The following is a 14,262-nucleotide window of genomic DNA, read 5'->3' on the forward strand; positions in this document are numbered from 1 at the left end:
AGTTGACGACGTCGTGAAGGCGTTGGAAGACATCAGCCACCTGGCCGATGACTACGATTTACTTCATGAAAGTTTTGTAGATCATGACGGAAACGTTGTGTTCGTGGATTAAGGAGGGAAACCGATTGAATAAAGTACAGCTCATGGGCAACCTGGCCCGCGACCCGAAAGTCAGCGTGACCCGGACCGGCAAGACCCTTGTCCGGATGACGGTGGCCTGCTCCGAAACCTACAAGGGGAGGGACGGCCAGGCGAAAGAAATGACGTCGTTCGTTCCGGTGACCTGCTGGCCGCCGTCGTCGGATCTGGCGCAGAACCTCTTGAAAGGCGACCGGGTCGTCGTCCTGGGATGGTTCACGACGAATTCGTACGAAAAGGATGGAACCAAGCGCTACTACAGCGAAGTCACGGCGGACTACGTCGGGACCGTGCCGAAAGCCGCGAAAGCCGCCGCGCCGGGCGAATCATTTGAGGACATGGGGAGCGCCGCAGATGATGAAGAGATTCCGTTCTAGGAGGAGCCCATGGTTTATAAATTCACGATCGACGGCCGCCCGATGACCAAAAAGAACAGCATGACCAAGACCCGGTACGGGCTCATACAGTCCAAGCAGTACAGGGACTATGAAAAAATGGCCCTGTGCCAGCTGATGACCCAGAAGCCGAGGAACTTCCGCACGATTGCTTGCGCGGCCAGGATGAACGTCGAATACTACATGCCGAACCGCAAGGGCTGGCCTGACCTGTTCGGGCTGGTCCAGGCGACGGCCGACATTTTAGAGAAAGCCGGCATCGTAGAGGACGACGGCTATATCGCCGATGTGGCTTACAGCTGCATCGCGGGCGTAGACCCGGTGTGGCCGCGCGCCGAAATAAAGATCATCCCTATGCCGGACGACAAACTCAACGAGCTTAATCCAAAACTTAGAAAGAAGGTCAAAAAATGATAGATGACAAGATGGCCGTAAACACGATAAAAGCGTATTGCGACGGAAGACGGAAAGAGATGCGCGGATTGCGCCGTATCCAAGGCGTGCTCCCTGGCGAATAAAGCTTTCACTTTTTTTGCTGAATACCCCCTTGTTGGTAAATTTGAAGATTTACAAAAGCCCCTCGAAAAGGCGCCGAAGTTCGACATCACGCAGAAAGATAGCGCGGATTTCCGGAAGTACATCAATGAGATATTTATGCGTGAAGCGAAAAAATACGGCCTCCCGATGAACACGGCCAACTCGATAAAATGGTCCGCAAACGGGGAAATTAAGGTCACATTCGTCGACGATGACAACAAGACGAACTACATGGGCCGGGCGAAGTGCCATCCCGGCGACGCTTTCAATCCGGAAATAGGCATTAAACTGGCCGTCGAAAGAGCGGCGATGGATATGCCGTTTCATCCGCAAAATGGAGAACGTTATTATTACTTCACGGATGACGGGAGCCTTTATGATGCAATCTATTGTAACGATACTGAAGATAAAGTTAATAGCCTGATAGGCAATTGCTTTAAAAATAAAAAAACAGCTATGTATAACAAAGACATGGTTCATCTTAGCATAATGGTAGTACTGAGAACTTTAGATAGCCGTGGTTACAAAACTGATAGCCAAATCAAGGAGATGGTGACCGATGCGATGGGTAGATGTAAATGACCAGCTCCCGATTCCGCAGCGGCGTGTGTTGGTAGCGATGCACGCCGGCACGGAGTGGGAATTTAAAGCCGTCGGGGTGTTTTGCCAGGATCATTGGCTCGTAGACGGGGAAACCCGTCTCATCCCGATGAAAGAAGTACAGTATTGGGCGCCGATAGCCTCGACGCCGAAGAGATAGAGGTGACAGTATGACAAAACGAACGGTATGGCTGGGGCTCATCATTTACGCCGTCGTATGCATGGCGGCCTTTGTGACGATGCTCGTCATGATCTTTAAATAGGGCGGTGAGGCTATGGAGAACTGGTATAAACCAGGGCCGGTACAGTCTCACCAGATGACGGATGAAGAGCGCAAGCACTACGCACTGAAAAGGAAGAAAGCCAGTGACACGCGCTCTGAGTCTGACATCGAGACTTACCAGGCCGACACGATATTCAAGATCCGGAAGCGGATGCATTACACCTGCAAGAAGATTCGCGGGAGGAGGCGGTAAGAAGATGTGGGACATTGTCAAATATTCGTTCTATGGGGCCTGCCTGACGTTTTGGGCGGTCCTCGCGATGACTTTATTATGTGCAAACCGATAGGAGGCTTATAACGGACATGGGGCGCAAAAACAGACGGCGGAGACGAAACCCGCCATTGATGCCCTGGAGCCGGGAGCCGGAACTAAATCATGGGACCCTCGTCCCGCACCGGAGCCGCTGCGCGTTCTGCGGGCGGCCCCTTCCTCGTTCCGGCTGGCATTGGTTCCGGGACGAATTCGGGCAAAGGGTCCGGAAGTGCAACGACGAACGAAGCTGTATGAGGAGCCGGAAACAGGCCGCCGAGGAGTCTTTTAGGCGGGCCATTCGGCGCAATGCTTATCACACGGGCAGCTATTGGATGAAGGAGGACCGGGAAAATGGAAACGAATGATCGCATCGAGCAGGTCAAGGGCCTGCTGCACCGCTATCACCGGACGGCGGTATATATCAAGAACCTCAAAGAGGAGATTGCCGACAAGAAAGCTCAGATAGAAGCCATGCCGGCGCCCAAAGTGCCTGGCTATTCGCCAACCCCGGGAGGCAGGGCGAATAATCTGAGTCCCGAGGAACGGGCCTATTTCGCCAACGAGAGGGCCTTAGAGCGCATCACAGAATTACAGTGCCGCATCAACGAACTGGAGCCGATTCTGCTGCGTGTCGACCGGACACTCGACGCCCTGACCGTTACCGACCGTAATATCATCGTGAGCCGCTGCATCAATCACTACCCCTGGAACATGACGGCCCGGACGGCCCACTGCTCCCCGAGTTACTGCCGCCGGCGCATCGACCACATCCTCAGCCTGATGGCGGACATGATGCTGGGGCCTGGCGACATCCCCATCCCCATGGAGTTATTCACGCAGGATACACAATGATTGTGGATAACTGAAAAGCTGTAGCACATTCATAGCACTTTTGTAGCACATTCGTAGCACCACATGACAAGCTTTGCGTGCTATAATGACAGTATCGGGGACGGGGACCAGATGCCGCCGTTCGGTCATTGCGCGGTATCAGTCCCGTCTCTACAATGTGCGCTTTGTTCTTAGTGATAGGCAATCTAACAGCGCACAACATGGACGTGGCCGGGTGTACAATAGTAGTGTGTGTCTGTCGCGCTGAACAGGCATACCCCCGGAATCGTCCGACCTGGGATAGTTGGTTGTTGGGTATGTCCGCCATGGGGCCTCCAGGCATCGAGGGTTCGAGTCCTTCCTATCCCCCAATATGAATAGAGGGAGCTGTCAATTATGACGGCTCTTTTTTTATACCTAAAAACACGAGGACGGTGGTGAGCATGTGACATGGCTAATGAAAAAAATTTAGTGCCGGCTAATCAACGAACTCCGAGGGAACGCCGAGAAAATGCACGAAAAGCCGGTATTCAGAGCGGTAAATCAAGACGGGCTAAGAAGACCCTTAAAGCAATCATAAAGGGCGTTATGCCTGTCAAACTGAAGGAATTACCGCCTGATTTGTGCAGGGTTATTTTACGGGCCGCACAAATGAATGCCACGAAGGAGAATAAAGAAATGACCGTCGCTGAAATCATTATGGGCGGGATGATCCGATGCAGTGTCAAAGGAAATTCGATGATGATGAAACTTCTATTGGATTTACTCGGCGAGTCGCCGGACATCAAGCTTCGTGAACGAGAAGTAAAGCTCAAAGAAACTGCTGCTGACCTGGACGATGGAGATAAAGGCGACGGCATCGATGTACAAATCTATTTGCCGGATAATGAACGCGGTGACAGTGATTGATAGGGAGTAAGAAGGTGATGCCATGCCAACCATTTTAAAGCCTCAGCCAGGGCCACAGGAAACGTTTTTAGCCTGTCCTGCTGATATTGCTATCTATGGCGGCTCCTGAATTCTGCAGGCGGCGGTAAAACCTACGCGTTGCTGTTAGAGCCGTTACGACATATCCGAAACCCGAAATTCGGCGTCGTTATCTTTAGACGTGATAGCGGCCAGATTACGAATGAAGGCGGCTTGTGGGATAATGCGAAAAGTATTTATAGACAGTTGGGGGCAAACTTCTTGGAATCGGCGCCGAAGCGGGTTGTTTTTCCGTCGGGAGCCAAGATTACATTCAATCATCTCCACAGTGATGATTCCGTTTATGGCTACCAGGGCGCACAGATTCCTCTCATTTGTTTCGACGAATTGACACATTTCACGGAAGCGCAGTTTATCTATATGATGAGCCGTAACCGTTCAACGTGCGGCGTACGGCCTTATATCCGGGCCACTTGCAATCCGGATTCTGATTCCTGGGTTGCCCGTTTCATTTCCTGGTGGATTGACCAGGACACGGGATATGCAATCCCAGAACGGTCTGGCATTATCCGCTATTTTATAAGGATTGATGGCGCTATTCATTGGGGCGATACCCGTGACGAGCTGGCGACGGCTTATCATGTGGACCCTTCATTATGCAAGAGTGCGACATTCATCAACTCCAGCATATTCGACAACAAGGCCCTGCTCAACGCAGACCCTGGATATCTGGCCACACTGAACGCCTTGAGCCTGGTGGAAAAGGAACGGCTTTTAAAGGGCAACTGGAAAATCCGTCCGGCTGCCGGGTTGTATTTCAAGCGCGACATGTTCCGTGTTGTTCAGGAAGTACCGGATAAAATCGTCAGTATTGCCCGCTCCTGGGACCTGGCGGCGACAGCTATCACGCCAAACAGCCCGGACCCTGACCGTACTGCATCCTGCCTCATGGCCAGGATGAGGAATGGACAGTACATTATTTTGGATGTGCAAAGGCGGGCACTTAATGCGGCTGATGTTCGTGAGCTTATGGTTAATACAGCTAAAGCGGACCGGGCTCAATTTCCGAATGTCCGCATTACTGTGCCACAAGACCCGGGGCAGGCTGGGAAATCGCAAGCGGCTAGTATAACTGCACTGTTGGCTGGATATAGCGTGACGACACATACTGTTACAGGCTCAAAGATTACACGAGCCGAACCATTTGCGGCTCAGGTTCAACATGGAGCTGTTATGGTATTGGCGGGGTCATGGAATGAGATGTTTTTCGATGAACTTGAGGGCTTCCCCGATGCGCTTCACGATGATCAGGTGGATGCAGCCAGCGATGCGTTTACAGCTGTAGCGAGAGTCAACGATTGGAATGCCTTGATTTCATAAGGAGCAAGGAACATGAACAATATTAGAACTGACGGGTTCTTTAATGCCTTTTTGGGATATGGCACTAGGCGGCGGGACCCGTTCACACATACTCATTTTCAGGGCGCCCAGGTGAAAGCTATAGAGGCCCGATGGCACGAGTATGAAGAGCTGTTCACCTATAACGGCATCGCCCAGAAAATCATTAAAATTCCGGCCAATGACGCCGTTCGGGCTGGCTTCACGTTGAATGACGGAGACAGCGAGCTGGAACAGAATAAGGCCGTACAATCCATCTTGGAAGATCTGAATTTCCAGAGCGTCTTTTCCAACGCCCTATGCTGGGACCGCCTGTATGGTGGGGGCGTCGTGCTCATGCTGATTGATGACGGCGGGGAATTGCAAGACCCGCTGAATGAAAGCGCCATCAAGGGCATCCGGAACCTGGTCGTCTATGACGCCCAGGACGTCACGCCGGAATATGATTACCAAGACCCGAACCATCCTTTATACGGGAAGCCGGAAACCTACACCATTGTAGGCTATAACGGCGGATCTTTCTCGGTACATGAGAGCCGCCTGCTAATCTTTGACGGGGCGCTCATCAGCAACCGGGAACGGCGCCAGCGCAACGGTTGGGGCGGTTCCATCATGGAGCAGGTACGCGATAATCTGATGCGGTTCGTGTCGTCCCAGGAGTTTTCCTTGATGGCCATGGAACGCATGAGCCAGTCCGTACTTAAATTGTCCGGCATGGGCAACGTACTGAGCACCGACGAAGGCGAGAAGATCATACAGAAAAGGCTACAGCTTATCGACATGGCCCGGGGGATGATGAATACCATCGCCCTCGACACGGAAGATGAATATAACATCGAGACCATCACCATGAGCGGCCTTTGTGAAATGGTGGATAAATTCGAGACGGCCCTGTCAGCGGCGGCCGACATTCCTATCACGGTTCTTATGGGCCAAAGCCCGGGCGGCCTGGATGCCACCGGGGACAGCGACCTGGAGAACTATTACAACATGGTCGACCGCATCCGCCAGCGTACGTTAAAGCCGAAAATCAACCGCCTGCTGCATCTCTTGGCGCTGGCCCATGATGTGCCGCTGGCCCTGCCCGATGAATATACCATCGAGTTCGGGAAATTATGGAGCCCGTCGGCGAAAGAAGAAGCCGATACGAAGATGGCCGAAGCCGAAGCCCGGGCCCGTGATGCGGCCACAGCGGCGCAGTATGTATCTATCGGGGCTCTCGATACCCAGGAGGTACGGGACAAGCTCGATGAAGGCGACTTCTACAAGCTGGACCGGAGCCTCGACAAGGTCATCGAAGAGGCCCACAGCACACCACCCAAGGGGGAATCCATGAATGACAAAGGAAATCGTTCCGAAGCGTAAAATCAGATACCCCGTGGGGTTGGAGCGGGATTATGCCAAACTGCTTACGGCCTACGTAGCTCGTAAGATGAAAGTGGCGTCGGCCTTCATCTCGGAGATGAAAACGGCCCTGCAATCGTCTAACACGACAGGACACATTAACTTAGTCATCGACCAGATAGGCCAGGCCATGGAAAACGCTGACGTCCTGACAGGAACCATGCAGAAAATGGCCCGCCTGGTAGAAACTCATACGGAGAAAGAGACAGACGCCGAATTCCGGAGCGTGTTTTCCCTTTCGGCGCCGCTTCTCCCTGGGCCGCTAAAGAGCCAGCCCGTCACAGATGTCGGGCGGCAGGATGCGGCATCACCGGATCTGGAGGAACTCCAGCGGGCCTGGGTAGACCAGAATCTCGACCTCATACGGAGCATCGACGGGGAAACGCTGGCGCATATCAAGCAGCGGTTAAACGACGCTATTATCTATAACAGCAATGCAGCCGAGCTCACCCGGTTTTTGACTGAGGCCATTCAGGACATCGCCCACAATGAGACGAACCGGGCTGTACTGATTGCGACCGACCAGATAGGCAAGCTGCATGGACGCATGAGCCAGTACCGACAGGAACAGGCCGGCATTACTCACTACATCTGGGAGACGGCCCACGATTCCCGGGTACGGCCATGGCATCGCACGCGGCAGGGGAAGAAATTCGCCTGGAGCGCTCCACCACCTGATGGTCATCCGGGGATACCGATACGGTGCCGTTGTGTGGCCCTCCCGGTCATCGACGTCGATACCATCCCCATCCGGACCAAGGCGGGGACCTTCATTTCGCTGACAGCGAAAAAACTCACCTCAGCGCCGCCACAAGGCGAGGAAGAGGGAAATGCGAACAACTTATACCCCAAGACGTTGGGCGGGGCTTCACGAGGCGAAGAGATGACACACGCCGAAGCGGACAGCGGGAACGTCAATCCGCGGGTCAACTTCAGCGAGGGGTACCGGAACAACTGCCAGACTTGTGTCATTGACTACGAAGCCCGGCGCCGTGGTTATGACGTCGTTGCTAAAGGGTTCGAGGCCGGTGGTACGACGGAACGGTTATCCCGCAAGACAAACTTGGCTTGGCTGGATCCGGAAACCGGGGAAGCCCCGGCATATATCCTTGACAAGGCCGTACATACGCCGAAACAGTTGGCCTCCTGGCTGCACCGCACGCTGGACCCGAAGGGGCGCTATACTATCGAATTTGCCTGGAAAGGCCGTGGCAGTATCGGCCATATCGTTTGTATTTCCAAGGATAAAGCAGGCGACCTGGTCATGTATGATCCCCAGCTCGACCGGATCTATACCGGCGACAAGGAAATACAAAGCTACTTCAAGCGGGTACGCTTCAAACGGACCTTCTACGGCATTACGGTTTATACGCCGCCCCGGCTCCTGCGAGTCGATGACAAGGCGTTCAACGTGAAGATCGTCAACGACGTTCTGGAAAAGAGGGAAAAATGACCGACACGAACGACATGGCCAACGAATTCGCCGTCTATCACGGATACGACGGGGCTGAACACCTCTGCTCCTGGAAAGGCTATGAAATATATGAGCCGATAGCCAAGAAAGAGCGCATCACCGGCCTGCCTTACAAGATTCTGATACGGCAGGACGATGTAAGGTTCTCTACCGTCAATGAGACATTCGACATCATGGACGATTGTGACGCATACCTGGAAAGGGGGTGAGAAACATGATTCGATATGACAGGGTAGCGATTCATGCGACGAAGACCGACGAAGGGTTCATCCGTGATAAACCTATCGTCGGCCGTACGGGCATCTTAGAGTACCGGAACCCGGACGGAAGTACCCGGCGGGAATACCGGCCGCCGGAAGAAGCCTTTAACACGGATTCCTTGAACTCGCTACAGGGGAAACCTATCACGATGGGCCACCAGGGCATGGTGACAAGTGACAACAGCAATATCATTCAACCTATCGGGGCCGTCCTTTCCCCGGGCAGACAGGACAACAACAACATCGTGGCCGATGTCGTTATTTATCAGCTGCCGACCGAGGCCCGCGAACTTTCCTGCGGGTACAATCTTGACTTAGAGGAAACACCGGGCGTGACGCCGGATGGACAGCCATATGACGCCATTCAGCACCATATCCGCTATAACCATGTGGCCGTAGTCCCCAAAGGCCGGGCCGGTATTGCCCGGCTGAACATGGACGGGGACCAGGAAATGGATTTTGAGGAGCACCAAGATACGACAGGAGGAACGAAGACAATGAAAAAAGTAAGACTCGACAATGGCATCGAATACGACGCGGCGCCGGAAGTAGCCGTATACGTCGACCAGCTGCGTGAAGACCATAAGAAACAGAAAGCCGAAATGGATACCTTGCAAGCCAAGTACGATGCAGCCGTTTCGGATTTGAAAAAAGCAAAGGAAGACGCCAAGCAGGCCGAAGAAAAAGCGAAAGCCGCTTTTGACCAGGCTGTCAGGGACCGCGTCGCCGTATTGAAGCGGGCCGACGCATTCGGCATCAAAGACGCCGAAAAGATGACCGTTCAGGAAGTCAAGAAAGCCGTCATCAAGAAGGTGCACGGCGACGATTTCGACCTGGAAAATAAGAGTGACGAATACCTCAACGCAGCCTATGACCTCGTGAAAGACACGAAGCAGGAAACCAAAGCCGGCAAGGCAGACGGCATTGCCAGCCAGGTCAAGACCATCAACCAGCCGAAAGAAAAGAAAAACGACGAAGAAGATCTGACGGTGGAACAGGCCATGAAACAGCTGCGCAAAGACGAAGCAGACGCATGGATGAAGGAGGTTAAATAATTATGGCACAGAACAAACTTTTCACATGGTATGGCAACGAAGACCGCCCTGGTATCGCCGGGATGAAAGCCGATACGACGGTCGACGTCGTAGACAGCTATGCCGCTGAATCGTCCATCATGCCGGGCGACGCCGTACTCCGTGGCACTGAAGAAGGTACGGTCAAATCCGTGACAGCTGCCACCGACGGTCCGAAGGTCATCGGCATCGCCTTACATAAACATTACGACCCGGAAATCGGCTGCTATCCGGCCGGCACCGCTGTCGATGTCATGACCAGCGGCGACGTATACGTTACCGCCGGCGGCGACGTACAGCCGGGCGATAAAGCCGATATTGCTATCGACGATGGCGCCGTCGTCTTCACCGAATCGGGCGGCACGAACACCCTGCCGGGCGTTACGTTCCTCAATTCCGGAGCTAAAGGCGACGTCGTCCGCATCCGCATCCGTTTATAAACAGGAGGTATGAACAACATGACCATGACTCGTTATGATGAAAAAGAAGCAAGATATTTGCAGAACGTGGCCGCTATGGACGAAGCTACGAGCGTATTCCTGGCCCGCCAGCTGACCCATATCCGTGCCCAGACGCTGACCGTCAAGAAGGCCCCCATGAACGCCTTCCAGGTATTCCCGGTACAGACGGACATTCCGGCCGGGGCTGAAAGCGCCGTCCAATACATCTATGATGCGGTCGGCATGGCTGAAATCATCAGCAACTATGCTGACGCCCTGCCCCGTGTTGATGTTGTCGCCAAGGAACAGGCCGTCAAGGTCTTCTCTATCGGCGATGCATACGGCTATAACTACCGGGAAGTCAATAACGCCCAGTTCGCAGGCATCCCATTGAGCGCCCTCCGCGCCCAGCAGGCCCGCCGTGGCATCGACCTCAAGTTGAACAAAATCGCCTGGAACGGGGATAAGGCTCACCACATCACGGGCTTCCTCGACAATGAAAACATTTCGACGATTTCCCTGCCGGCTGACGGCACGGGCTCCAAGACCGCCTTCAGCACGAAGACCTATGACAAGATGATCCGCGACATGAACGACATCATCGACGCCATCCCAACCGCTACGAATGAAGTAGAACAGGCCAATACGGTCCTGATGGCCCCGGCCGTTTATCGGGCATTAGCTGAAACCCGCATCGAGGACGCCCAGGGTACGACGGTACTCCGATTCTTGCAGAGCCTGCACCCGGAAATTAGCCGCTGGATGAAGGTCGGCGAACTCAAAGGCGCTGGCACCGACGGTTCGGATATGGTCGCCGCCGGTTATTTCGACCCGACATATATCCGTTTTGAAATCCCGACCCGTTTCGACCAGCAGCCCGTGCAGTACCGCAACCTCGAATATGTCGTCGATTGCGTAGCCGAAGCGGCCGGCGTTACGGTCACCATGCCGATGGCCTTTGTTAAAGCCCAGGGCTGTTAGTAGAAAGGGGAGGTCCCAATGATTCTGTTAAATAAAACGAGCCGTGCCGTCCTGTTCGGCGGCACGCTGCTCATTCCGCTGAAACCAACGACGGTCGACGGGAAATTGTCAGACGTCAAGAAAATGTATCCCGGTATTGCCGCCATGCTGGATAGTGGCGACATCGAAACGCTGACCAAAGCCGCCGCCGCAGAAGCTGAAAAAGAGCTGGCCGCCAAGACAATTGAGGAATTACAGGCCTACGCGAAGGAACAGGGCATCGACCTGGGTAACGCCTCGACCAAAGAGGACATCCTGGCAGCCATTGAGGCCGCGAAATGAGCGAAATGAGTATCGCAAGTGATGCGGACCTGCTGAACACGGTCTACACGGTAGCCCCCGAATTCACCACGATGAACGACAGCGACGTCCTGCAAGTCATGGACCTGGCCAAGCTGTTCGTGAGTGAGAAGAAGTTCGGGAAATTCTACCCCGTGGCCCTGGCTGATTATACGGCGCACCTGCTGACACTGCGGGCCGAGACGGCCAACAGCGGCGGCATGAGTGCGACGCTGACGTCCGGCGGCATCGTCAGCGAAAGCGAAGGCGACCTTTCCCGCTCCTACGGGGCGGCCAATACGGGCGGATCTGGCAACGACCTGCTCAATAAGACCGTATACGGGAAAGCCTACCTGCAATTATTGAAACTGGTCATCGTGCCGGTCCGTACACGAATGGGGTGAGACTATGAGCGTCATCGACAAAGATATGGGGTATCAGACCATCATCACCAACCTGAGCCGTCTGGAAGGGACGGTCAAAGTTGGAATCATGGCCGATGCAGGCAGTGAAAAAGACGGGGCCAGCCTCGTCGAAGTTGCTACCTATAACGAATTCGGTACACAGCACATTCCTGCCCGGCCCTTTGTTCGTCAGACGACAGACAACAATCGTAGGGCCTGGGGGAGCATGGCGGCCCGGCTTGAGGACCGGGTGGCCCACGGAATGAGCCCGCATCAGGCGCTGGAGATTCTCGGCAACAAGGCGGAGGGCGATATGAAAGCGACAATCGGCCGTGGCCATTTCGTCCCCAATGCCCCGAACACCATCAAGCAGAAAGGTTCTTCTCAGCCGCTGATTGATACCGGCCGCATGCGCAACAGCGTAAGCCATAAAGTGGAGGACTGATAGTATGGGATTCAGAAGACCCGTCACCATCGAGCGCACCAGCCTGGGCACTATCGACGATAACGGCCGATACCAGAAAGGCACGACGACCACGCTGACCATCCAAGCCAGCGTGCAGCCTTTAAGTATCCGCGAACAATCGACAATAGTTGGCCCTGACGGCGCCCGTAACGTGTCGTACGTCAAAATCTATACCGATACCCCGCTTATCCCACAAAGTGCGGCCAGCGGGCAGGGAGAGGCCACCAAGGCCGACGTCGTTCGGCATCTGGGGCGCCGCTTCCTGGTTACGCAATGCGACGCCTATCAGAATGGCGTCATCAGTCATTACCGGGCTTATGCCAAGGAGGTGCTGACCGATGACGACACGTGACAAAATGGATTTCCTGCATGGCATCATTGCCGAGTTGCTGGGGCTTCCGGGGAAACAGGTCGTCTGGGTCAACCAGAACATGCCCCGCATCAAGCGGCCCTTTGCGACGCTCCAGTTCTACGGCGTCCATGGGGAAGCCAGCGAGGAACTGCGACCGACGGGGCCGGGCAAGTATGACGTCCGGGTCCCGACATCGGCGACGCTGGCCGTGCAGTATTTCGGCCAGGATGCCCTGGAACACCTGGAGACGCTGGCCCGTGGGTTCGAGCGCCCGACGATTGCCGACCGCTGTTTCGCGGCGGCTGTCGTCGTGTATGACACGAACAATATCACCGACCTGTCGGCACTCTTAGAGTCGCAGACCTGGGACGAACGGGCGAATATCGACCTGTATATCCGCTATAACCACGACATCGATGACGAGCCGGGTTACATCGAATCGGTTGTCATTGAAAGCCAGCTCCCCAAGAGCGAACCAGATACGACGGCTATCCCGTATGATCCGGACAGTTCCGGGAGCGGAGACACGGGAACCGATACCGGGAATACCGGTTCTGGCAGCACGACAGAGCCGGACACGCATGATTATTACATCGATACCGTCGAAGTAGACGGTACCACGAATTAAGGAGGACTGTTAAATGGCGAACATTGACCGCATTGTAAACGTCCAGATCGCCTTGAATACGACCGGCATCAGCAAGCTCGGCTTCAGCACGGTCATGGTTATCGGGCAACATACGCACGGTTCGAGCCGTGTATTGACCTATACCGATACCGACCAGCTTGTCGATGACGGGTTCCAGACGACGGACGCCATCTATAAAGCCGTTTCGGCCTGCTTCTCGCAGATTCCCAGCCCGACGCAGGTCAAGGTCGGCAAGTGGAACAGCGAGGAAGACCTGGCCACGGCCTTGGCGGCTATCCGTTCGGAAGACGATGACTTTTATGGCATCGTCCTGGCAGATCGGACAGAAGCCAACGTATTAGCTATGGCCGAATGGACTGAAACGCATATGAAGCTGTTTATGACGGCCACCGGCGACGATAAAGCAAAAGACGCCTCGGCTACGACGGACATCATGGCACAGCTCCAGAGCAAGAATTATTACCGCACGGCTGCCTGGTATCATGCCAATGCCACAGACGAATATCCGGAAGCGGCGGTCATGGCCCGCTGCTTTGCTATCGACCCGGGCGGTGAAACCTGGGCGAATAAGAAACTAGCGGCTATTACAGCGGATAATCTGACCGAAACAGAATACAACGCCATTACCAAGAAAAACGGAAACACGTTCGAGAAATTCCGAAACGTATCCATTACCCAAAACGGCAAGGTGGCCGCCGGCGAATGGATTGACGTTATCCGCTTCCGTGACTGGCTCCAGGAAGAAATTCGGACCAATGAATTCTATTTGCTCATCAACTCGGATAAAGTACCGTACACCGATGTAGGCATTGCCATGGTGGAAACGGTACTGCGTAAGGCCCTGGAAGACGGGCAGGCCGCCGGCGGCATTGCCCCGACAGAATACGATGAAGACGGGAACAAGAACCTGGGCTATACCATCGACGTACCGCTTTCTTCGAGCATCACGGCTAACCAGAAGGCCAGCCGTGTCCTGAAAGACGTGAAATTCACGGCCCGTCTTGCCGGGGCTATTCACGCTATCCGCATCAACGGGTCTTTTACTTATGACAACTTGTTGGAAAGTGCTTAGGGGGTGA

General features: G+C 54.4%; 20 protein-coding genes. All 20 read left to right on the forward strand.

The genetic code is table 11. The features are described from left to right. Positions 1–125 precede the first annotated feature (125 nt). The 20 genes from PGX44_RS07520 to PGX44_RS07615 all read left to right on the forward strand — a co-directional run bounded on the left by PGX44_RS07520 (position 126) and on the right by PGX44_RS07615 (position 14,255). Positions 126–515 (forward strand): single-stranded DNA-binding protein, encoded by a 390-nt coding sequence (locus tag PGX44_RS07520; RefSeq protein ID WP_498854882.1) that lies wholly within the window; start codon positions 126–128, stop codon positions 513–515. Positions 516–524: 9 nt separating this feature from the next. Then, positions 525–947, forward strand: a complete 423-nt coding sequence (locus PGX44_RS07525; protein ID WP_288298684.1) for a RusA family crossover junction endodeoxyribonuclease — start codon at positions 525–527, stop codon at positions 945–947. A 240-nt stretch (positions 948–1,187) separates the two neighbouring features. Continuing rightward, positions 1,188–1,652, forward strand: coding sequence for a hypothetical protein (locus tag PGX44_RS07530; RefSeq protein ID WP_498854883.1), 465 nt, complete (start codon positions 1,188–1,190; stop codon positions 1,650–1,652). After that, the gene (locus tag PGX44_RS07535) at positions 1,630–1,830 is read left to right on the forward strand and encodes a hypothetical protein (protein WP_288298686.1); all 201 of its coding nucleotides are present in this window, start codon (positions 1,630–1,632) and stop codon (positions 1,828–1,830) included. The genes PGX44_RS07530 and PGX44_RS07535 overlap by 23 nt, the downstream gene beginning before the upstream one ends. A gap of 499 nt (positions 1,831–2,329) precedes the next feature. Continuing rightward, on the forward strand, positions 2,330–2,461 hold the full coding sequence (locus PGX44_RS07540; RefSeq protein WP_288298687.1) for a hypothetical protein: 132 nt from the start codon (positions 2,330–2,332) through the stop codon (positions 2,459–2,461). A gap of 96 nt (positions 2,462–2,557) precedes the next feature. Beyond that, the gene (locus tag PGX44_RS07545) at positions 2,558–3,058 is read left to right on the forward strand and encodes an RNA polymerase subunit sigma-70 (protein ID WP_288298688.1); all 501 of its coding nucleotides are present in this window, start codon (positions 2,558–2,560) and stop codon (positions 3,056–3,058) included. A gap of 429 nt (positions 3,059–3,487) precedes the next feature. Next, a complete protein-coding gene (locus PGX44_RS07550) occupies positions 3,488–3,946 on the forward strand; it encodes a hypothetical protein (RefSeq protein ID WP_288298689.1) in 459 nt (152 codons plus the stop codon). 105 nt (positions 3,947–4,051) lie between these two features. Then, positions 4,052–5,344, forward strand: a complete 1,293-nt coding sequence (gene terL / locus PGX44_RS07555; RefSeq protein WP_498854940.1) for a phage terminase large subunit — start codon at positions 4,052–4,054, stop codon at positions 5,342–5,344. 12 nt (positions 5,345–5,356) lie between these two features. Continuing rightward, on the forward strand, positions 5,357–6,727 hold the full coding sequence (locus PGX44_RS07560; protein WP_498854884.1) for a phage portal protein: 1,371 nt from the start codon (positions 5,357–5,359) through the stop codon (positions 6,725–6,727). Beyond that, positions 6,699–8,219: a minor capsid protein gene (locus PGX44_RS07565; protein ID WP_498854885.1), complete on the forward strand. Its 1,521-nt coding sequence runs from the start codon at positions 6,699–6,701 to the stop codon at positions 8,217–8,219. Before PGX44_RS07560 ends, PGX44_RS07565 begins: the two co-directional genes overlap by 29 nt. Positions 8,220–8,233: 14 nt before the next feature. Beyond that, on the forward strand, positions 8,234–8,449 hold the full coding sequence (locus PGX44_RS07570; protein ID WP_498854886.1) for a hypothetical protein: 216 nt from the start codon (positions 8,234–8,236) through the stop codon (positions 8,447–8,449). A gap of 5 nt (positions 8,450–8,454) precedes the next feature. Further along, positions 8,455–9,555 carry a DUF2213 domain-containing protein gene (locus PGX44_RS07575; protein WP_498854887.1) on the forward strand — a complete coding sequence of 367 codons (1,101 nt, stop codon included), beginning with the start codon at positions 8,455–8,457 and terminating at the stop codon, positions 9,553–9,555. Between the two features lie 2 nt (positions 9,556–9,557). Beyond that, entirely contained in the window at positions 9,558–10,013 is a 456-nt protein-coding gene (locus PGX44_RS07580; protein WP_498854888.1) for a structural cement protein Gp24, read from the forward strand. 18 nt (positions 10,014–10,031) lie between these two features. Next, positions 10,032–10,994 (forward strand): DUF2184 domain-containing protein, encoded by a 963-nt coding sequence (locus PGX44_RS07585; RefSeq protein ID WP_498854889.1) that lies wholly within the window; start codon positions 10,032–10,034, stop codon positions 10,992–10,994. An 18-nt stretch (positions 10,995–11,012) separates the two neighbouring features. Then, positions 11,013–11,315: a Rho termination factor N-terminal domain-containing protein gene (locus tag PGX44_RS07590; protein WP_349173477.1), complete on the forward strand. Its 303-nt coding sequence runs from the start codon at positions 11,013–11,015 to the stop codon at positions 11,313–11,315. 5 nt (positions 11,316–11,320) lie between these two features. After that, the gene (locus PGX44_RS07595) at positions 11,321–11,716 is read left to right on the forward strand and encodes a DUF4054 domain-containing protein (RefSeq protein WP_498854890.1); all 396 of its coding nucleotides are present in this window, start codon (positions 11,321–11,323) and stop codon (positions 11,714–11,716) included. Between the two features lie 4 nt (positions 11,717–11,720). Beyond that, on the forward strand, positions 11,721–12,161 hold the full coding sequence (locus tag PGX44_RS07600; protein WP_498854891.1) for a hypothetical protein: 441 nt from the start codon (positions 11,721–11,723) through the stop codon (positions 12,159–12,161). A 112-nt stretch (positions 12,162–12,273) separates the two neighbouring features. Next, positions 12,274–12,534 carry a hypothetical protein gene (locus PGX44_RS07605; protein ID WP_498854892.1) on the forward strand — a complete coding sequence of 87 codons (261 nt, stop codon included), beginning with the start codon at positions 12,274–12,276 and terminating at the stop codon, positions 12,532–12,534. After that, a complete protein-coding gene (locus PGX44_RS07610; protein WP_498854893.1) occupies positions 12,521–13,162 on the forward strand; it encodes a phage neck terminator protein in 642 nt (213 codons plus the stop codon). The genes PGX44_RS07605 and PGX44_RS07610 overlap by 14 nt, the downstream gene beginning before the upstream one ends. Before the next feature lie 13 nt (positions 13,163–13,175). Beyond that, on the forward strand, positions 13,176–14,255 hold the full coding sequence (locus PGX44_RS07615; RefSeq protein ID WP_498854894.1) for a DUF3383 family protein: 1,080 nt from the start codon (positions 13,176–13,178) through the stop codon (positions 14,253–14,255). The last annotated feature ends 7 nt before the right edge of the window (positions 14,256–14,262 follow it).

The organism is Caecibacter sp. AF58-12pH5A (assembly GCF_027681725.1).
Lineage (GTDB): Bacteria > Bacillota > Negativicutes > Veillonellales > Megasphaeraceae > Megasphaera > Megasphaera hominis.